Raw genomic sequence first — 18,321 nt, 5'->3', positions numbered from 1 at the left:
TGGGACCGTCGCATCCGCCCATCAGGTACGAACACGACGGCTGCCATAGTGAGGATGCGAGCCGCCGCGATGGCGCCAATGGCGATGCTTGGTCGGGTTCGTATTCGTATTTGGTGTGGCGGCTGCGGGCGCTGTCGCTGGGGGTTTCGGCGTCGACGCGGTCGATTGCGCTTGGGAGAAACTCGGCTGCGCGGCCGCGATCGACCCGATCAGGATCAGTGCGCCATAGACGGTCCGGACGTTCATGTTCGCCTCCTTTCGACCAACAACACCTCAGATCGAGATCGCACCGACGGCCAGCGCATACACGCCGGCACACGCAGCGAGCGCGATCGCAGCAAAGATGATCGCCTCGAACGGCTTGAAGACGGCCTCTTTGCGCTCGCGCTTGGCCAGAAAGAATAGAACCGTTCCCGGCGCGTAGAGTATCGACGACAGCAGGAGAAATGTCGGGCCACCGGCGTAGATCATGCCGATGGCGTAGAGCGTTGCGATGGCCGAGCGGATCCCGTCGACGGTGCGGGCGCGTTCGCCGGCACGGTAGGAATTGCCGAGATATGACAATTTGAGGCCGTACGCCGCGACCAGCAAATAGGGGATCAGCGTCATCGCGCTGGTCATCTTCAGGGCGACGGTGAACGCGTACTCCGCGAACCAGGTGACCAGAACGAAGGCCTGGATGACGCAGTTGGTGAGCCAGAGTGCTCCGACAGGGACTTCGTGTTTGTTCACGACCGCTAGAAAGGAGGGCATGGTGCGGTTGACGGCCGCGGAATGCAGCACCTCCGCAGCGAGCAGCGACCAAGAGAGGTAATTCCCGAGGATCGAGACCAGCAGCGCCAGGCTGATGAAAATGCCGCCCCATCGCCCGACCATCGCTTCCATCACGCCGGCCATCGAGGGTGTCGGCAGGCCCGCGAGCTCCTGTCGCGGAAGGACTCCATAGGATAGTATCGTCACGAGGACGAGAAGGCAGAGGACGGACAGGAATCCGGCGACGGTCGCAAATCCGATGTCGGAGCGATCACGGGCGTAGCGCGAGTACACGCTGGCGCCCTCGATTCCGACAAAGACGAACACCGTGAGTAGCATCGTGCTTCGAACCTGCGAGAACACCGCTACCGCGCCCGGCTGCTCGGTCCCCCAGAAATTCTGCGAGATCAGGTCCGGATCGAGGACGATGAACGCCACGCCGATGAAAAGCAAGATCGGGATGATCTTGGCGTAGGTCGCAATCGTGTTGAGCGTGGCGGCGTTCTTGATGCCTCGCAGTACGAGGAAATGGACGCTCCACAGGAGGAGGGATGCCGATGCGATCGCCGCCGGCGTCGTGCCGTCGCCGAAGATCGGAAGGAATTGGCCGATTGTCGCCTTGATCAGGATGAGGCAGGCGACGTCCGCGAGGCAGCATCCGATCCAATAGCCGGCCGCCGAAGCGAAGCCGATATATTCACCGAAGCCAGCCTTGGCATAGGCGTAGATGCCGGCGTCCAGGTCCGGCCGACGACGGGAGAGCGCCTGAAAAACGAAGGCGAGCATCAGCATGCCGGTGCCCGCGATGATCCAGGCGATCAACGTCCCGAGGACGCCCGTGGCGTGTCCAAACGATGCGGGCAGCGCGAAGATGCCGGAGCCGATCATCGACCCGATCACGAGCGCGATGAGCGCGCTACGCGAAAGCTTTTGGTCGACCTCGTTCGACGAAGGAGCCATGAGGAGAATGGCTTTCCGGCCGGAGATGAAGTGGGCGCGACCTCGAAATGAAACGGGACGGGCCGGCCACTCTTGGTCGAGATCTTAGAAGCGACCTCCCGGTCGGAACATCAGGGATTCCATGTAGAGGGCAATGTCGGAAATCGGCCCGACCGCGACCCCGCGGCAGCGGTGTGACGCCGGCGGGGAAGGAAGCTGTGCTCTAATGCCGACTGGCTGGTCCAGGCGTCGCGGCGACGATCAGCACGAAGCTGGCGCGGCAGAATTCGCCTGCTTTTGCGAGTTCTGCTGCGATACGTCCGGCGTGCACGACCGCGGCTTCCTGATCCACGTGCTCATATCCGGTCCCGTCCAGGCAGAGCCCGTACTTGTCGACGATATGAAAAAAGTAGCGCATGCGGATTGAGTAAGCCGCTGTGCCGCGAGCTACCAGTGACAAACGTGTAAGGAATCTAGGCAAAATGGATAAGGAACTCGCGCGCACGCTATGGCTCGCGGGTCACCAGCGTCCGGAGATAGGTATTGTATCTGCCTGCGATCGGGTGATCAGCTGATGTTCCAATCGCAGGCCGGCCGGTATTGTGCATACTTCCTGCCCAGACGCGAGGAGGCCAAGCGATGTCCGACTATGATCCGAACGCGACTTTCTCGACCACGGCTGGCACGTCGCCTGCGATCGACGTTGGATTACGCGCCTACATGCTGCGCATCTACAACTATATGGCCGCGGGCGTTGGCCTGACCGCCGTTGTTGCGTGGCTGACTTATGAGGTTACCGGTCCCGCATTGCTGGAGAGCCCGCTGATGTGGGTCTTCATTCTAGCTCCGCTCGGGCTGGTGTTTTTTATCGGAGCGCGCATCAATACGCTGTCGGCGGCAACGGCGCGGCTGTTGTTCTTCGTCTATGCCGCGCTGGTCGGTGTCTCGCTCTCGATCGTGCTGCACATCTACACCAGTGCCTCGATCACGCGCGTCTTCTTTATCGCGGCCGCAATGTTCGGAGCGCTCAGCATCTTCGGTTACTCCACAAGGCGAGATCTGTCCGGGCTTGGGAGCTTCCTGTTCATGGGCCTGATCGGCGTCATCGTCGCAAGCCTGATCAACCTCTTCCTGAGGTCGACGGGACTCGATTGGTTGATCTCGATCGTCGGCGTCGGTGTCTTCGCGGGGCTCACTGCCTACGACACCCAGCGGATCAAGGCGATGTATGACAACAGGGACGACGAGACCACGGCAGGTCGCAAGTCCGTGATCGGGGCGCTGTCGCTCTATCTGAACTTCATCAATCTGTTCATGATGCTCCTGCGCCTCTTGGGCGGTCGGCGCTGAAGGCTAAGCTCGAGCGGTCGTTGTCGCGGACCGGCTTTGCTATCCTGCTCGTCGATCAATGACCGAAACGACTGCATCCATGTCGACGACGAGGAGCTTATCCACGGCACCGAACGTAGCCGCGCGCGCCGCCTGTGCGACTACCCAGGGCCTCCCTCTCAAGCACGAGAAATGACTGGCGCGCCTCACCTCAGGTCGACGCTGGAAAGCAGAGACCGGCGGTTTCAGGAAGCCGGTCGCTCCGCCGCGCTGGCGAGCGCGTCACGCAGGATCTTTTCCTTGGTCTCGTCCAGAGAGGTCTTCAGCACGACCCCGCCGGCGTCCTTGATCTCGTTGAGGACCTTGTCGGCGGTCATGTTCTTGATCAGGACGAAGAGGGCCGCGTTGCCGGGGTGGAGCGATGCCGAAAGCTCCTTCACGAACGCGTCGTTGATGCCGAAATCGGTCAATGCGCCTCCCAGCGCTCCGGACGCGGCGCCGAGCGCCACACCGATGATCGGATTGAGGAAGAGGACGCCGATCAGGAGGCCCCAGAAGCTGCCGGAGATCGCGCCCGTCGCCGTGGTGTTGACGAGCTGGTTCAGCTTCACGCTGCCTGTTTCTGTCTTCACAGCGATGACGGCATCGCTGATGGAGATCAGATACTCTTTTTGCAACTTGAGCAGCCGCTGGCGGACGTCCTCGGCCTTCGCCTCGCTCGGGTACACGATCGCGACAAGATCAGACATGGAGGCCTCCGTTCACATTGAGGTAGCTCGTCCAGAAGGGACTGATCCCGGCTGCACGGTGCGACATCGAGACTAGAAGGTGAGAGGCCAGCCCGGCATCCGAGAAAACCCTCGGGGGCAGGGAGGATGTTCCGGACCTGCCGGAACGCGATTCCTTCGCCGGCCTTAGAGATTCAATTGGCGGCGAACATCAGCGCGGCGAGCAGCAACGCGACCAGGAGGAGGGATATGCTGGCCGTCGACCATTGGCGAAGAACGCCGTCGCCCGTTTCGACGAGGCTGCCGAGTCCGATACAGGTTCGCCGCAAGGGGGCGATCAGCTGCATGATCGTTTTCCCGGCTGCCGAAAACGCCAGGGGATGCGGCCAGGGGCTGAGCAGGATCGCAAGCGCGGCACCTCCGAACACGGTTACGAACAATTTGACGAGCGCTTCGACTCCGAACAGTTTCGATTCCACGGTATATGTGATCGGCAAATACGGCTCCCATGGCAGCAGGCCAAGCAGTAGTGAGCAGAGTGCCAAGGCAAGCGCCGCCAAACCGCTGCCGCGTGGCAGCTTCGCGACGAGGGCGACCGGCTGATCCGAAGGCGAAAGCGCATGGGCAAGTACCAGAACGACATAGGCGGCCGTGAACATCCCGCCGACCTGAAGCACGCCAGCCCACCACCACTGTCCCGTCCTCGCCGCCTCCTGGAGCAACAACTCCTTCGCGAGGAACGCGCCGCTCGGTTGAATTCCCATCAGTGCGAAGCCGGCTAACCCGAAGGTCATGACGCTCAAGGGCAGGGCGCGTGCGGCGCCGCGGATCCCGGTGATGCGATCATGGCCCAGTCCTGCGTAGATCGACCCGACTGCCAGGAACATTGCCGCTTTCGCGGCGGCGTGGGAGATCGCCTGCATCAATCCGCCCGCCAAGGCCTGTCCCGTTTCGAGCCGTCCTGAGGCATCGAGAGCGAGTGGAAACAGCAGGAAAAGGTACCCGATCTGGGCCATTGTCGAATATGCGACGAGCAGCTTGAGGCGCTCCTGCCGCAGGGCGACGATGCTTCCGACCACGATCGCGCCGGCTCCCAACGCTGCGAGAAATTGTGCAGCGGCAAAGCCGGGCACGCCGGGCAGCACGTTGAACCACACCCGCAGGAGGATGAAGAACGATCCCTTCACGACCAGGCCGGACAGGATCGCGCTCGCTGCGGCCGGGGCGCCGGCGTGAGCGGGCGGCAGCCAGAGGTGTAGCGGAAACAGCGCGGTCTTGGCGAGGAGGCCGGTCGTCATCAACGCTGCCGCAATCAGCGCGCCGGGCTCCGTGGAGACGCGATGAGACAGCAGCACGATATCGAGCGTGCCGTAGAGGCCGTAGAGCAGCGCCGTGCCCATCAGGTAGAGGACGGACCCGACCAACGCGAAGAGAAGGTAGCGCAACGCTGCCTGAAGCGTCTCCGCCTGGCCCTCCAGAGAGACCAGCGGCACCGCGGCGAACGTCAGTAATTCCAAGGCAACGTAAAGGGTGAAGAGGTCGCCTCCGACGAAGATGGTGTTCAGCGCCGCCCAAACCGCTAGCAGAAGAATCCAGAATGCGAACGGTGCCCGGCCGTATCCTGCTGCAAGACGAAAATCGGCTGCGGCAAAAATGGCGACCGCACAGACTACGATGGCCGTGGCGGCGAGCATCACCGCCGACAATCCGTCCGCGCGCAGGGCCACCCCCAGAGGTGGTGGCCAGGCACCGAGCAGATAGACCATGTGACCGTCGTTCTGCGGCAACGCCAAGAGAACGCCCCCGGAAATTGCTAGGCCGACCGGTATGACTGTGAAGGCGACCCGCCGGACATAGCGGTCGCCGAGCGCGAACGCCAGCAGCACGCCCGCGACTGGCACGACGATCAACAGCACCAGCAGGAGATCTGCCGTCGTCGTCGCCAGCGCGGAGGGAGTGGCCATCATCAGCCGCCGGGCGCGTCGGAACGCGAGCTCGTCGGCGCGCGACTGCCGAGCGTCGTGGAGCCGCTGGTGTGGAATAACCGCAGCAAAAGGGCGATCGCCATTGCAGTCGCGGAAAACGCGACCACGACCCCGGTGATTACCAGGGCCTGCGGCACCGGATCGTTGCCAACACCCGCCGCAGCCCCCCTCCGTCCGACGATCCCGAACAGAAGGAACACGCCGCTACCGAGCAAGTTGAACGCGAGGATCTTGCGGAGCGATTGCGGGTTCGTGATCAGGCCGTAAAGCCCAAGCCCGACCGCAGCGGCCGCGCACAATCCGAACACCGATACGCTGCTCATCGCTATGTATTCCTTTCCGGCGCGCCGGCGAGGAGGAGGGCGAGGGTCGCTGCGATCGTGAGGATCATCGCGACCTCGATGCCGAGAATTAGCGGTTTGGCGAACGCAACCGGATAGGCGAGGAAGGCCGCTCCGAAACAAAGCCCGCCGAGGCCAACGACAAGAAACAGGCAGGGCCCGGCGACCAGGATAAACCGTAGCCATCGGCTGCTCACCGGTGGTGTGTCCGCCAATCCAGCCATGATGACCAGCAGCCACATGGACGCGAGAACCGCACCGCCCTGAAATGCTCCGCCGGGGTGATCGGCGCCTGTCCACAGCATGTAAATGCCGACGACGATCCCCGCCGGCGGCAACAGGCGGGCGAGGAAGGCGAGAACGCCATTTGGGTCGGCTTCGTGACGCGGTCCCGGACGGCCGCCCCAGGCCCGGTCCGACGCGAGCGACCATACGCCCACGACGGCCAACAGGAGCACGACCTTCTCGAGCATGGTGTCCAGCCCTCGAAATGCCATGAGGACATTGGTGACCGGATTGGCCATTCCGGTCGCCCCGGCATTCGCGACGACCGCCGGTGCCAGCGTCGGAGCATAATCGGGCAGGATCAGGATCGCGAACGCCAGGGCTGCCGCGATCGATGCGGACAGGATGGCGGCGATCAGACGTGTAGAACGGTCTGGTCGTTCGGCTGCCGTCGCCTCGGCATCGCGCAACCGGGCAGCCGCACCCAACAGCACAACGCCGCCCAAGCCGCCGCCGATGGCGGCTTCCGTCAGTGCGACATCGACCGCGTCGAGACGGACCCAGATCAGCGCAACCAGGAGACCGTAGGCGACGAAACCGACGGTCGCCGAATACGTCTCGGGGACGGCGATGGTCCAGATGGCGAGGCCCAGTACCACGGCGGCGAGTGCGATCTCGAAAACCGTTGCGATGCTCATCTGGCCCCGCTTCGGCGCACCGCGCGCGCGATCAATTGCGAGACGGTGGCGCCCGCCAGCAGTGCGAACATCCAGATGCTGATCAACTTCAGCCCGTCGCGAAGGCCTTCAGCTTGCGGGAGCAACCCGAGCACGACGAATCCGAGGCCGAGGTTGTCCGCCTTGGTCAGCGCGTGGAGGCGGGTCAAGGTGTCGGGGAAGCGAAGGAGGCCCACTGTACCTGCCAGGAAGAAGAACGCGCCCGTCGACACGCACGCTATCGTCATGATGTCCCGCGCGAGGTTCATTTGCCCTCCGCCGAACCGACGCCGTCGCTTTCCAGGCGGGACAGCCCTTTTTTAACGAACGCGATGGACGCGAAAGTGGCGAGCAGCGCGAGGATCAACGCCACGTCAACGGCCGCCCGGACGCCTGTCACGGTGCCGAGGAGCAGCAGCACGGCAATGCCCGCGGTGCCGATCAGCTGCGCAGCCATCATCCGATCGGCATCGCCCGGACCGCGCAATATCGAGACCAGGCCGAGGGCCAGCAGCGTCAGGATCAAGCCGACGGCGGCGGTCAGGAATTCAGTCATTGTAGAGGGCCCGAATGAGCGCCGCTTCCTCGGCGGCGAGATCGGCAAGGACCGGCTGCGTGACATCGAGGCAGTGATAGATGATCTGTCCATTCTCCTCGCCGGCAGGCACTGTTCCGGGCAGCAGGCTGGTCAGTGTCGTGAAAACGTTTTGCCGCACGCCTCGCGGCAGCCGCGTCGGATAGGCTACGAACCCGGGACGCAGAGGCAATCGGGGGTTCAGCGCGCGGCCTGCCACGTCTATTCCGGCGACGACGGAGTGATACAGGAAAAGCGACGCCAGACGGGCAATGGCTGGGAGCGACCGCCGCGAACTGCCCGGCTCCAGCAAGTACAAGCTTGTCCAGGTTGCTACCGCGATTGCGACCGCTGCGGCAGGAACGTCTCCGACCTGAGCGCCAGCGAGCACGAGCCAGAGGCAGCCGAACCCGACCGCACGCGAAGCAACGCTCGACCACCACCCTCGGGTGATGGTGCCCGCCGGCACGTTTCGTCGTCCTGAGGATCCGCTCATGCTGGAAATCCTCCATCGGCATCACATCGCATCGTCAAGCTTCAGGGTACCTGAAGGGATCAGCCTTCGCGTTGGGACGCGACCGCGCGTAGCGATACATCATAGGTCGTTCGTCCGGCGCCAGCGTGCCGGTGCTTCGCCGGACGATTCCATCATGTGTCCTGGGCGTAGGCGGCGATATCGGGTGATTGCCTGATCGGGTCTCAGGAATCTCCCAAGCCACGAACTCGGGCAAACCGCGATTACATCCGGATGCATCGGGTAGATTTACCGATGTCCGGGACCAGCGCTTCCGGCGAAAATGGCGGCGGGGATCGTCAGAAGACCGAGGCCTGCGGAAAGCCGATTTGCCAGGCGGCGTTTCACACCGGAACGGAAGAGCTCATGTTCAACCGCGGCAGCCATTCCTCTTTCAAACGCATCAGAGCTATGGTCATTTTGACGGCGCTATCGCCGGTGCTGGCAGCCTGCGGGAGGGAAACGGCAGCGAATGACACGCCAGCGCCTCGTATAGTGCGCACGACGACCGTGGAAAAGCGCAAGCTCACGACGCCCCTGACGTTCTCCGGACGGATCGAAGCCGAAGATGAAGTCAATCTGGCATTCCGGATCTCGGGTCGGCTGTTGAACAACGACACCAAGATCGGCGATCGGGTCAAAGCCGGTCAGGTGCTGGCGCGATTGGAGTCCCAGAACGAGTTGAACGCGCTGCGCCAGGCGCAGGCGTCGCTTGCCGCGGCACAAGGGCAGCTGACACAGGCGCGCAATCATTTCGACCGTCAGGAGACGCTCCTGGCGCAGGGTTGGACCACACGGGTCAACTACGATGCCGCGACGCAGGCCCAGCAAACGGCGCGGTCGCAAGTCGACGCCGCCGAAGCCGCGCTGAGTGCCGCGCATGACCTCGTCGGCTTCACCGAACTGAAAGCCGATGCCCCAGGCGTGATCACCGCCACCGGTCAGGGAGCCGGCGAAGTGGTGCAGGCCGGACAGATGATCGCGAGGATCGCGCGGCAAGACGGTCGCGATGCCGTCTTCGACGTTCCCTCTCAACTGGTCAGATCGGCTTCGGCCGATCCAGAGGTCGAGGTCAGCCTGGCGGATGATCCGACCATCAAGGCCAAGGGGCGCATCCGCGAGGTTGGCGCGCAGGCCAATGCCGTGACCAGGACCTTCGAGGTCAGGGTCGGCCTGACCGACCCACCGCCGGCGATGCGCCTTGGTGCGACGGTCGTCGGGCGGGTGAGCACGAGCGCGGGGCCGATGATCGATATTCCGGCCTCAGCCCTGACGAGGATGAACCAGCGACCCGCCGTGTGGATCGTCGATCCAACCGCCGGTACGGTGTCGGTGCGCAATGTGGACGTTCTGCGGTTCGACGAGGCCCAGGCGGTGATTTCGCAAGGATTGGACACCGGCGAGATCGTTGTTACGGCTGGGGTGCAGGCGCTTCATCCAGGCCAGAAAGTCCGGGTTCTCGGATCAGAGCAATGAGCGGAATCAATCTGTCCGATTGGGCGCTGAAAAGCCGTTCGCTGGTTGTCTATATGATGATCATCGCGGTGGTTGCGGGTGGGCTGTTCTATTTCCGCCTGGGTCGCAACGAAGATCCGGCCTTTATCATCAAGACCATGGTCGTTCAGGCCGCTTGGCCGGGCGCGTCCGTCGAGGAAACGATGAAGCAGGTGACGGAGCGCCTCGAACGCCGCCTGCAGGAGACGCCGCATCTCGACTTCCTGCGAAGTTTTACCAGGGCAGGCGTCTCGACCGTCTTCGTGAATCTGAAAGGCAGTGCCAGCGCACGAGAGGTCACAGACACCTGGTACCACGTGCGCAAGTCGATCGGCGACATGCGCCATACGCTACCCGCCGGAGTGATCGGGCCTGGGTTCAACGACGAATTTGGCGATACTTTCGGAATTATCTACGGCTTTACCAGCGACGGCTTCAGCCAGCGTGAGCTGCGCGACCGGGTCGAAGATATCCGCTCAAGGCTGCTTCTCGTGCCCGACGTGTCGAAGATCGAGCTCCTGGGCGAACAGGACGAGGTGATCTTCGTCGAGTTCTCCACGAAGGAGCTTGCGGCACTCGGAGTCGACCGGTCCGCCCTTATTGCGGCCCTCCAGTCGCAAAACATCGTACGTCCGGCCGGAACGATACAGACGAGCGCCGACAGCATCTCGATACGGGTATCTGGCGGGTTTCAGTCGGAACGGGACATCGCCGACATCAATTTTTCCGCGAGCGGACGTATGCTTCGCCTGAGCGACATCGCGCGGGTGCGTCGCGGTTACACGGACCCGCCCCACCCGATGTTTCGGGTCAATGGGAAGCCGGCGATAGGACTCGCAATCGCCATGCGGGACGGCGGTGATATTCTTGCGCTGGGTGCGAACATCACGAAGGCGATGGCGCAAATTACCGCGGACCTCCCGATCGGGATCGAGCCAAGCGTGGTCGCGGATCAGCCCGTCGTGGTCAACCACGCCATTCGGGAGTTCATGGTCTCGCTGCTTCAGGCGATCGCTATCATCATGGTGGTGAGTTTCATCAGCCTCGGCGTGCGACCCGGCCTGATCATAGCGCTTGCCATACCGTTCACGCTGGCGATCGTCTTGCCGATCATGGGTCTGCTGAGCATCGACATGCAGCGGATATCGCTCGGCGCGCTGATTATCGCGCTCGCGTTGCTGGTCGACGATGCGATGACGACGACCGACGCGACCCTCACCAAACTGGCGGAGGGCGCCAGCAAAGTCGAGGCGGCAACCTTCGCCTACCGGACCCATGCGATGGCGATGCTCGCGGGCACGCTGGTGACGATCGCGGGATTCATCCCGGTCGGCTTTGCGGCAAGCTCGGCCGGCGAATACACGTTTTCGCTGTTCGCGGTGGTGACGATCGCGCTGCTGGTGTCGTGGTTCGTCGCGGTCATTTTCACGCCGCTGCTTGGCGCTGCGATCCTCGTCCCGCCCAAACAAGGCAACTCAGCCGACCCGGGCAGGATTTTCCGGATCTACCGCAGTTTCCTAACATCGGCGATGCGCGCGAAATGGCTGACCATTGCGATCTCGGTGGCGCTCTTCGTCGCCTCGGTTCTGGCGATGCCGTTGATCCCGCGGCAGTTCTTTCCCTCGTCGGATCGGCCGGAGCTGCTGGTCGATGTCAGCCTGCCTCAGAACGCTTCGATCTACGCGAGCGAAGCTGCGGCGAAGCGCCTCGATGGCGCGCTCGCGAGCGATCCCGATGTGGCGCGGTGGAGCACCTACGTCGGACGGGGGGCGATCCGCTTCTATCTGCCCCTCAACGTCCAGCTCCCGAACGACTTCTTCACGCAGACCGTCGTGATCGCGAAGGATGTCGCCGCACGCGAACGCCTGCATGCCAAGCTTGAAAAGCTGCTCGCCGCAGAATTTCCCAAGGCTATCGCGTTCGTATCTCCGCTCGAGCTCGGGCCACCGGTCGGTTGGCCGATCCAGTATCGGGTCAGCGGGCCTGACGTCGAGCGGGTGCGCGAGATCGCGCTGCAGGTCGGGAAAATCGTCGCGTCCAGTGCGGACACCAAGCAGGTGAATTTCGATTGGATGGAGCCCGACCGACAGGTGCGCATCCGCGTCGACCAGAACGAGGCGCGACAACTCGGCCTGAGTTCGCAGGCAACCGCGGCCGTCCTGAACGCCGTCATCACGGGCACGCCCATCACCCAAGTCCGTGACGATATCTACCTGGTCAACGTGGTCGCGCGGGCTACCGACGAGCAGAGGGTCTCGTTGGACAGTCTGCGCAATCTGCAAGTAGGACTGCCGGGCGGACAAACGGTTCCTCTCAGTCAATTTGCGTCCTTCGAGTATGATCAGGAGTTTCCGCTCATCTGGAGGCGAGATAGGGTTCCGACCTTGACGGTCCAAGCCGCCATCGCCGGTGACAGCTTGCCGGAAAGCGTGGTCGCCTCGCTATTGCCGGCGATCGAGAAGTTCCAGAAGACGCTTCCGCCATCGTACAGCGTGGCGGTGGGCGGGACAGTGGAGGAAAGTCAGAAGTCGCAGGCATCCGTGCTGGCCGTCGTCCCGGTGATGCTGTTGGTCATGTTCACCGTCCTCATGGTGCAGCTCCAAAGCTTCCCTCGACTGTTCATGGTCTTGAGCGTGGCTCCCCTTGGGCTGATCGGGGTCGTCGCAGCGTTGATGTTGTCCGGGAGGCCGCTTGGCTTCGTCGCCATTCTGGGGGTCCTCGCGCTCCTCGGCATGATCAGCAAGAACGCGGTCATCCTGATCGGTCAGATCGACGCGGAACGCGCCCTCGGCAAGACGCCCTGGGACGCCGCAGTCGACGCCAGCAGCTCCCGGTTCCGGCCGATCATGTTGACGGCCGTATCCACCGTCCTCGGGATGATCCCGATCGCGCCGACGGTGTTTTGGGGACCGATGGCATTCGCGATCATGGGCGGCTTGCTGGTGGCGACGGTCCTTACGCTCGTCTTCTTGCCGACGATTTACGTCGCGTGGTTCGGCGCGACCGAGCGGGCCGGCGGCGCCGCTCTGCGCAAGCCGTCAGAGGGGCAAAGCAAAGCCGGATAGGGGAATCCTCGTCATCGGCTAGGTAGTCAACCCTATGTTTTTCTGCTCCGTGATGGGTGCATCTGTGACGACAGATAAATCGGGACGCTTCCAATGACCACCGATAAGGACGTCCAAAGATTGCCGCTGCGGACCCTGACAGCCATGGTGGTCGGCGGCATGGTCGGTGCCGGCGTATTCTCGATACCGCGCAACTTCGCGCAGGCGACGGGCATCTACGGGGCCCTCATCGCCTGGGCCATTGCCGGTGCCGGCATGCTGATGCTCTGCTTCGTGTTTCAGACGTTGGCCAACCGCAAGCCGGATCTCGATGCCGGTGTCTACGCCTATGCGCGGGCGGGATTCGGGCCGTATGTCGGCTTCTTTTCGGCGTTCGGCTACTGGGCCAGCGCCTGCGTCGGCAACGTGTCTTACTGGATCCTGATCAAGTCGACGCTCGGCGCATTCTTTCCCGCTTTGGGCCAGGGCAATACCTTGACCGCAGTCCTGATCTCCTCGGTCGGGATATGGGCATTCCATTTACTGGTGCTGCGCGGCGTGAAGGAAGCAGCCGGAATCAACGCCATCGTCACAGTCGCCAAGATCATTCCGCTGCTGCTGTTCTTGGTGTTGTCGATCTTCTTCCTCAAGCCGTCCGTGTTCGTGGACAACCTCTGGGGCGGCGCGGCGGGCGACTATGGTAACCTGTTCGAGCAGGTCAAGGCGACGATGCTGGTGACCGTCTTCGTGTTCCTGGGCATCGAGGGTGCGAGCAACTATTCGCGCTTCGCGGAGAAGCGCGAGGACGTGGGTGTCGCTACCGTCACGGGATTTCTCGGCGTGCTGGCGCTGTTCGCGTCGGTGTCGATATTGGCCTACGGCGTCCTGCCACGCACGGAGATCGCGCAGCTTCGCCAGCCCTCTGTCGGTGGCGTGCTCGAGGCCGCGGTCGGCCATTGGGGAGCGGTGTTTATCGGGGCCGGCGTGATCGTCTCGGTTCTTGGCGCTTATCTGGCGTGGACGATGATGGCTGCCGAGGTGCTTTCGGTGGCCGCCAAAAAACTGGACATGCCGGCGTTCCTGGCACGAGAGAATGCCAATCAAGTGCCGTCATCGGCGCTGCTGATGACCACGCTGCTGATTCAAGTGGTGCTCGTCGCCACGCTGTTCTCAGACGACGCCTTCACCTTCGCGCTGTCGCTCTGCAGCCACCTCTCGTTGATTCCGTACTTTCTGTCAGCGGCCTTTGCGTTGATGCTGGTTTTTCGCAGAGAGACTTACGAAAAGGACCCGCGCGACCTCCGCAAGGACACCATCATTGCGGTTCTGGCGACGATCTACACGATATTCCTGTTGTTCGCCGGCGGGACGAAGTTCCTGCTGCTCGGCTTCATCATCTACGCCCCCGGCACGATCCTGTACTACATCACGCGGAAAGAGCAGGGCAAACAGCTCTTCACGCCGGCCGAATGGGTCTTGTTCGCGGTGGCGGTGATCGGATGTGTCGTCGGTATCCATGGCCTCGCTACCGGCTATATCAGCATCTAGCCCCAGTACGAAAGGAGCCACCAATGGCGAATTCCTCAGCCTTCGGCGTTCATTCGGAGGTCGGTCAGCTCCGGAAGGTGATGGTGTGCTCGCCAGGTCGGGCGCATCAGCGGCTCACGCCGTCGAACTGCGATCAGTTGCTGTTCGATGATGTTCTCTGGGTGGAGAACGCCAAGCGTGACCATTTCGACTTCGTCACCAAGATGCGCGACCGGGGCGTCGATGTGGTGGAAATGCACAACCTTCTGGCCGAAACGGTGGCGGTACCAGAGGGTAAAAAGTGGATACTCGACAATCAGGTCGTGCCCAATCAGGTCGGGCTCGGCTTCATCGACGAATTGAGGAGCTACCTTTCCGGCCTCGACAATCGCGCGCTTGCGGAAACCTTGATCGGTGGCCTGTCGACTCATGACTTTCCTGAAGAGCATGGCGGCCAGGCGATCAAGATGGTCAAGGAGGCGGCGGGTGCCACCGAGTACCTGCTGCCGCCGCTGCCGAACACGCTGTACACGCGCGACACCACCTGCTGGATCTATGGAGGCGTGACGCTCAACTCGCTTTATTGGCCGGCCAGACACGAGGAAACGATCCTCACAACCGCGATCTACAAGTTCCATCCTGATTTCGCCGGCAAGGTCAATGTCTGGTGGGGCGACCCCACGCACGACCATGGGCTGGCTACTCTGGAGGGCGGCGACGTGATGCCGATCGGCAAAGGAGTCGTGCTGATCGGGATGAGCGAACGTACATCCCGTCAGGCGATCAGCCAACTCGCGGCGACGCTGTTTGCGAAGAAGGCGGCCGAACGCGTGATCGTCGCGGCGATGCCCAAGATCCGCGCAGCCATGCATCTCGACACTGTGTTCACCTTCGCCGACCGCGACTGCGTACTGACCGCGCCCGACTTCATCAATCAGACCCGCGCCTACTCCTATCGCCCGAGCGACCAACCGAGTGGCGTCGAGTTGCACCCCGAGAACAAGCCATTCGTCAGTGTCGTCGAGGAAGCGCTGGGTCTTAAAAAGCTTCGTGTGGTCGAGGCGGGAGGAAGCGATTATCAGCGCGAGCGCACGCAATGGGACAGCGGCGCCAACCTCGTCTGTGCGTCGCCAGGCGTGGTGTACGCGTACGATCGAAACACCTACACCAACACACTGCTGCGCAAAGAAGGTATCGAGGTCATCACCATCGTCGGGGCGGAACTGGGCCGTGGTCGCGGCGGCGGCCACTGCATGACGTGCCCGATCATCCGTGACGCCGTGGACTACTAGCGCAGAGGCACCCTGGCGGGTGAAGCCAGGATGAAGCCTGGGCGAAGCCCAAGGCATCGTAGGCCGTGAGTTCGGGAAGCTCGGCCGGCCTCGCGGCCGTTCAGCGGACTCGGCACATGCAGGAGCTTGCATCGACGGCCCCGAGCCCGCAATGGGCAGGATCGTCACGAGGCTCTCGCCTTCCTTGCAGCTGTTTCACACGCTCGACCCCACGCAGGCGCTGTTTAAGGCCGGGCGCCGCTCACTGATCATCGGCATCGTCATCCTCGCGATCTGTCTGGCAGTCGGATGGCTTGCTTCATTGATGCTCGGAGATGGACCTCTCCCAGAATGAATCTGCGCCGGTCTACGGTGGCGCGGTTTAGGAAGTGATGTGCACGTTTCTTTCGGCAGTCTCCGAGCTTGTGTGATCCGAGATTGTGTGGTCACGCAGTAACAACATTCCGCGAAAGGGTCGTGCGTTGTCGGCGTCGCTTGACACAACTACTGCGGGGCCTATGGTCGCGTCGTTGGGGAAGGCGGGGTCGACAGTCTCGAGGTTCAGATGCGTGTATCTGGAGTTCTTCTGCAGCTGGTTGGAGCCTTGGGTGCGACTGCTGCAATGGCCGCGGACGTGGACCTGAAAGAGTTCAGGGCGGATCCGCCGGCACTGCCGCTGCCTTCGTGGAGTGTGGTCGGTTCCGTGTCGTCGATGTTTACCGACAACGCTCTGTTCACACGCGACGCCCGCAAGTCGGACGGTTATTACGAGCCCGATATCAGCGCCAGACTGGACGGATACCTAACGAACGAACTGTCCTATCGCCTCTACGCCCGCGCGCAGTATGAGGCATTCGCAACGGAGAAGGACGGGAATGCCGCAATCGCCCGCTTGGGAGGACGATTGACCGAGAACTGGAATGGCTGGCGGTTCTCTGCGATCTACGAAAATCGTTACGACTTCGACGGCGTCTACCGCGGCCTCGCGTTTACCTCGAACGACGTGATGGGATCGGTGGCCCGCGACTTTCGCATCAACAACGTCACCCTGTCCCCATTGTTGCTGCTGACCTACCGGTTTTCCGATCTTGCGGAAGCGCGCCGCTGGCGCTTCGATGCCGTTCTCGGAATCGAAGTGCAGCTCGACCCCAAATGGTCGGTCGTGAGCACGCCTCTGTTCGAAGCCTATTGGTTTACCGATGGATTGAATTCAGGACGGCAGGACCAGCTCTATTCGGCGGATATCGGTCTGAAGTATAATTTCGCGAGCAATCTGTCGCTCACGACCACGGTGCTGTACGAGGCCCGGACGTCCAACGTTCCGATTCGGCACTACAGGGATCTTCGGATCGGTCCGCGGCTCGACTTCGCCTTCTGAGAAAGAATACGAAATGTCAACGAGACGACTCTTCGTCCTGCTGTGGGCGGTTTTCGGAATGACGGCGGCAACCGCCGCGTTGGCGGACCCCCGTGACTCCGTCGAGCGGAGCCAGCGCATGGATACCGACGCACTCCGGGATGACATCGGGCAGAATCGCCTGCGAGTTCCCGCTCATCCACTGGTGATAGTACCGGCCCCGCAAACTCCTCCGCTCTCTCGGACGAAGAAGAAGTCTGGCTCAGCCAAAGATAGCGGTCGATAGGGCGTCGTCGTGCGATAGTTCGGGCATCTGGCGATGTGCCAGAAACGACGCCACTTGCATTTCCATAAAGCTCGTCCCTGATGGTCTGGACCGTAAGGCGACGTTCGGTCGTGTCCGGATGCGCGACGAAGAATTTTAGCAGTCATTGTCTCATTTTATCGCGTTGGTTCCAGCGATTGGCACAAACTGCATATACCGGACGAAAACTCATGTCAGTCATGCGCAGGTTTTGAAGTATTATGAATTAACCCCTTGGTTGTACGGAAAACCAGGAGGTATGATAGTGCACGTCATTCCCTTAGGGGTGCGCGTCGAATTGCGGCCCTCATGGGACATGTTGAACGGGTCATTATCTAGGTCGTCGATTGGCGACAGTCGATGTCCAGGACGGACTTAAAAGCTGGATGCGTCCAATGAAGCCGTGCAGCCTTCCTGCGAGCCTGTTGAAGCCACATGGAACCGCGAAGCGCCTCGGTCGACACCGGATGAGCGTTCTTGAGTCTTCTGAAGAACAGCCGGATGACCCAACCGGTCGTGATTTGGCTTCCATACAGGAGGGTATTCAGCAGCGGATTGCCTCGGAACTTCATGATTCGACTTGTCAATATTTGGTCGCGGCAAGTCTTGGGTTGATGCGAATCCGCGCCTGCGTCGGCGGAGCAAACGGCGTCGATAGGCTTTGCGACGACGTTGATGCATCGATCGACCGCGCTCTGAGGGATATCCGCTCGCTTACATATTTGCTGCATCCACAGGACGTGATGGAGGAAGGACTGAAGGCGACGATCGAGTGCTATGTCCGCGGCTTTGCTGCGCGCACCGCCTTGCGCGCCCGGAGCGTCGTCGACGCTGGAGTGGACGGGCTGTCATACGACAGCCAAAGGGCATTGCTGCGGATCGTTCAGGAAGGACTCGCGAACATATTCCGGCACGCGAGCGCGACGGAGGTCAAAATCCTCGTCCAGGCAACCCGCGGGCAGTTTCGACTGACCATCAGCGACAATGGACGCGGCTTCGCGGCTCACCGCGCTGAACGAGGCGGCGGAACGACGTCGATGGGTGTCGGCATTCCCGCCATGAGGGAGAGGCTCGCGCGCCTTGGCGGCAGCCTCGAGATTCGATCCGATCCGGAAAGCTCCGGGACCACGTTGTACGCGGTTATCCCGGTTCGCAACGAGGCGAAGCGGCACAAGCGGCGCTTGTTGTTGCAGTCATGAGAGCCGACGCGCATCTCCAAG

18 protein-coding genes are annotated in these 18,321 nt (G+C 62.2%); 8 read left to right on the top strand and 10 right to left on the bottom strand.

Annotation, left to right across the window (positions count from 1 at the left end; all coding sequences use genetic code 11):
* Nucleotides 1-21 precede the first annotated feature (21 nt).
* The 3 genes from ABIB06_RS02995 to ABIB06_RS02985 form a co-directional block, all read right to left on the bottom strand.
* Nucleotides 22-246: a hypothetical protein gene (locus tag ABIB06_RS02995; protein WP_354043996.1), complete on the bottom strand. Its 225-nt coding sequence runs from the start codon at nt 244-246 to the stop codon at nt 22-24.
* Nucleotides 247-273: 27 nt separating this feature from the next.
* Entirely contained in the window at nt 274-1,713 is a 1,440-nt protein-coding gene (locus ABIB06_RS02990) for a basic amino acid/polyamine antiporter (protein WP_354043993.1), read from the bottom strand.
* A gap of 202 nt (nt 1,714-1,915) precedes the next feature.
* The gene (locus ABIB06_RS02985; protein WP_354043990.1) at nt 1,916-2,110 is read right to left on the bottom strand and encodes a DUF6894 family protein; all 195 of its coding nucleotides are present in this window, start codon (nt 2,108-2,110) and stop codon (nt 1,916-1,918) included.
* 221 nt (nt 2,111-2,331) lie between these two features.
* Between ABIB06_RS02985 and ABIB06_RS02980 the strand changes: the two genes are divergently transcribed.
* A complete protein-coding gene (locus tag ABIB06_RS02980) occupies nt 2,332-3,042 on the top strand; it encodes a Bax inhibitor-1/YccA family protein (RefSeq protein WP_354043987.1) in 711 nt (236 codons plus the stop codon).
* Between the two features lie 224 nt (nt 3,043-3,266).
* Here ABIB06_RS02980 and ABIB06_RS02975 read toward each other — a convergent pair whose 3' ends face one another.
* From ABIB06_RS02975 to ABIB06_RS02945, 7 genes are all read right to left on the bottom strand, one after another.
* A complete protein-coding gene (locus tag ABIB06_RS02975; protein ID WP_247444838.1) occupies nt 3,267-3,770 on the bottom strand; it encodes a DUF1269 domain-containing protein in 504 nt (167 codons plus the stop codon).
* Nucleotides 3,771-3,943: 173 nt separating this feature from the next.
* A complete protein-coding gene (locus ABIB06_RS02970) occupies nt 3,944-5,713 on the bottom strand; it encodes a complex I subunit 5 family protein (protein ID WP_354043982.1) in 1,770 nt (589 codons plus the stop codon).
* A gap of 2 nt (nt 5,714-5,715) precedes the next feature.
* Nucleotides 5,716-6,057 (bottom strand): NADH-quinone oxidoreductase subunit K, encoded by a 342-nt coding sequence (locus tag ABIB06_RS02965; protein WP_247340915.1) that lies wholly within the window; start codon nt 6,055-6,057, stop codon nt 5,716-5,718.
* Nucleotides 6,058-6,059: 2 nt separating this feature from the next.
* Nucleotides 6,060-6,998, bottom strand: a complete 939-nt coding sequence (gene mbhE, locus ABIB06_RS02960) for a hydrogen gas-evolving membrane-bound hydrogenase subunit E (RefSeq protein ID WP_247340914.1) — start codon at nt 6,996-6,998, stop codon at nt 6,060-6,062.
* The gene (locus tag ABIB06_RS02955; protein ID WP_247340913.1) at nt 6,995-7,285 is read right to left on the bottom strand and encodes a cation:proton antiporter; all 291 of its coding nucleotides are present in this window, start codon (nt 7,283-7,285) and stop codon (nt 6,995-6,997) included. Before ABIB06_RS02955 ends, mbhE begins: the two co-directional genes overlap by 4 nt.
* Nucleotides 7,282-7,572, bottom strand: coding sequence for an MrpF/PhaF family protein (locus ABIB06_RS02950; protein WP_247340912.1), 291 nt, complete (start codon nt 7,570-7,572; stop codon nt 7,282-7,284). Before ABIB06_RS02950 ends, ABIB06_RS02955 begins: the two co-directional genes overlap by 4 nt.
* The gene (locus ABIB06_RS02945; RefSeq protein WP_354043972.1) at nt 7,565-8,086 is read right to left on the bottom strand and encodes a Na+/H+ antiporter subunit E; all 522 of its coding nucleotides are present in this window, start codon (nt 8,084-8,086) and stop codon (nt 7,565-7,567) included. Before ABIB06_RS02945 ends, ABIB06_RS02950 begins: the two co-directional genes overlap by 8 nt.
* Before the next feature lie 429 nt (nt 8,087-8,515).
* On the opposite strand from ABIB06_RS02945, the gene ABIB06_RS02940 reads away from it, so the two are divergent.
* From ABIB06_RS02940 to ABIB06_RS02910, 7 genes are all read left to right on the top strand, one after another.
* Nucleotides 8,516-9,580, top strand: coding sequence for an efflux RND transporter periplasmic adaptor subunit (locus ABIB06_RS02940; RefSeq protein ID WP_502916514.1), 1,065 nt, complete (start codon nt 8,516-8,518; stop codon nt 9,578-9,580).
* A complete protein-coding gene (locus tag ABIB06_RS02935; protein ID WP_354043965.1) occupies nt 9,577-12,663 on the top strand; it encodes an efflux RND transporter permease subunit in 3,087 nt (1,028 codons plus the stop codon). Before ABIB06_RS02940 ends, ABIB06_RS02935 begins: the two co-directional genes overlap by 4 nt.
* A 93-nt stretch (nt 12,664-12,756) precedes the next feature.
* Nucleotides 12,757-14,190, top strand: a complete 1,434-nt coding sequence (locus ABIB06_RS02930) for a basic amino acid/polyamine antiporter (protein ID WP_354043961.1) — start codon at nt 12,757-12,759, stop codon at nt 14,188-14,190.
* 23 nt (nt 14,191-14,213) lie between these two features.
* Entirely contained in the window at nt 14,214-15,461 is a 1,248-nt protein-coding gene (gene arcA, locus ABIB06_RS02925; RefSeq protein WP_247340908.1) for an arginine deiminase, read from the top strand.
* Between the two features lie 151 nt (nt 15,462-15,612).
* The gene (locus ABIB06_RS02920) at nt 15,613-15,795 is read left to right on the top strand and encodes a hypothetical protein (RefSeq protein ID WP_247444833.1); all 183 of its coding nucleotides are present in this window, start codon (nt 15,613-15,615) and stop codon (nt 15,793-15,795) included.
* A gap of 267 nt (nt 15,796-16,062) precedes the next feature.
* Complete coding sequence (locus ABIB06_RS02915; RefSeq protein ID WP_247340906.1) at nt 16,063-16,818, top strand: outer membrane beta-barrel protein; 756 nt, start codon at nt 16,063-16,065, stop codon at nt 16,816-16,818.
* A 750-nt stretch (nt 16,819-17,568) separates the two neighbouring features.
* Nucleotides 17,569-18,300: a sensor histidine kinase gene (locus ABIB06_RS02910; RefSeq protein WP_247340905.1), complete on the top strand. Its 732-nt coding sequence runs from the start codon at nt 17,569-17,571 to the stop codon at nt 18,298-18,300.
* The last annotated feature ends 21 nt before the right edge of the window (nt 18,301-18,321 follow it).

The sequence above is a fragment of the Bradyrhizobium sp. LB8.2 genome (assembly GCF_040548035.1).
In the GTDB taxonomy this organism is placed as follows: Bacteria; Pseudomonadota; Alphaproteobacteria; order Rhizobiales; family Xanthobacteraceae; genus Bradyrhizobium.
Note: the sequence above shows the minus strand (reverse complement) of the source record. Positions and strands in the feature narration are given on the sequence as shown.

Excerpts from the sequence above, each read along its gene's own strand:
- ABIB06_RS02910 (WP_247340905.1), top strand. The coding sequence starts at position 17,569 with ATGAGCGTTCTTGAGTCTTCTGAAGAACAGCCGGATGACCCAACCGGT.
- ABIB06_RS02975 (WP_247444838.1), bottom strand. The coding sequence starts at position 3,770 with ATGTCTGATCTTGTCGCGATCGTGTACCCGAGCGAGGCGAAGGCCGAG.
- ABIB06_RS02930 (WP_354043961.1), top strand. The coding sequence starts at position 12,757 with ATGACCACCGATAAGGACGTCCAAAGATTGCCGCTGCGGACCCTGACA.
- ABIB06_RS02970 (WP_354043982.1), bottom strand. The coding sequence starts at position 5,713 with ATGGCCACTCCCTCCGCGCTGGCGACGACGACGGCAGATCTCCTGCTG.
- ABIB06_RS02950 (WP_247340912.1), bottom strand. The coding sequence starts at position 7,572 with ATGACTGAATTCCTGACCGCCGCCGTCGGCTTGATCCTGACGCTGCTG.
- mbhE (WP_247340914.1), bottom strand. The coding sequence starts at position 6,998 with ATGAGCATCGCAACGGTTTTCGAGATCGCACTCGCCGCCGTGGTACTG.
- ABIB06_RS02915 (WP_247340906.1), top strand. The coding sequence starts at position 16,063 with ATGGCCGCGGACGTGGACCTGAAAGAGTTCAGGGCGGATCCGCCGGCA.
- ABIB06_RS02990 (WP_354043993.1), bottom strand. The coding sequence starts at position 1,713 with ATGGCTCCTTCGTCGAACGAGGTCGACCAAAAGCTTTCGCGTAGCGCG.
- arcA (WP_247340908.1), top strand. The coding sequence starts at position 14,214 with ATGGCGAATTCCTCAGCCTTCGGCGTTCATTCGGAGGTCGGTCAGCTC.
- ABIB06_RS02940 (WP_502916514.1), top strand. The coding sequence starts at position 8,516 with ATGGTCATTTTGACGGCGCTATCGCCGGTGCTGGCAGCCTGCGGGAGG.
- ABIB06_RS02945 (WP_354043972.1), bottom strand. The coding sequence starts at position 8,086 with ATGAGCGGATCCTCAGGACGACGAAACGTGCCGGCGGGCACCATCACC.
- ABIB06_RS02980 (WP_354043987.1), top strand. The coding sequence starts at position 2,332 with ATGTCCGACTATGATCCGAACGCGACTTTCTCGACCACGGCTGGCACG.
- ABIB06_RS02955 (WP_247340913.1), bottom strand. The coding sequence starts at position 7,285 with ATGAACCTCGCGCGGGACATCATGACGATAGCGTGCGTGTCGACGGGC.
- ABIB06_RS02995 (WP_354043996.1), bottom strand. The coding sequence starts at position 246 with ATGAACGTCCGGACCGTCTATGGCGCACTGATCCTGATCGGGTCGATC.
- ABIB06_RS02985 (WP_354043990.1), bottom strand. The coding sequence starts at position 2,110 with ATGCGCTACTTTTTTCATATCGTCGACAAGTACGGGCTCTGCCTGGAC.
- ABIB06_RS02935 (WP_354043965.1), top strand. The coding sequence starts at position 9,577 with ATGAGCGGAATCAATCTGTCCGATTGGGCGCTGAAAAGCCGTTCGCTG.
- ABIB06_RS02920 (WP_247444833.1), top strand. The coding sequence starts at position 15,613 with ATGGGCAGGATCGTCACGAGGCTCTCGCCTTCCTTGCAGCTGTTTCAC.
- ABIB06_RS02965 (WP_247340915.1), bottom strand. The coding sequence starts at position 6,057 with ATGAGCAGCGTATCGGTGTTCGGATTGTGCGCGGCCGCTGCGGTCGGG.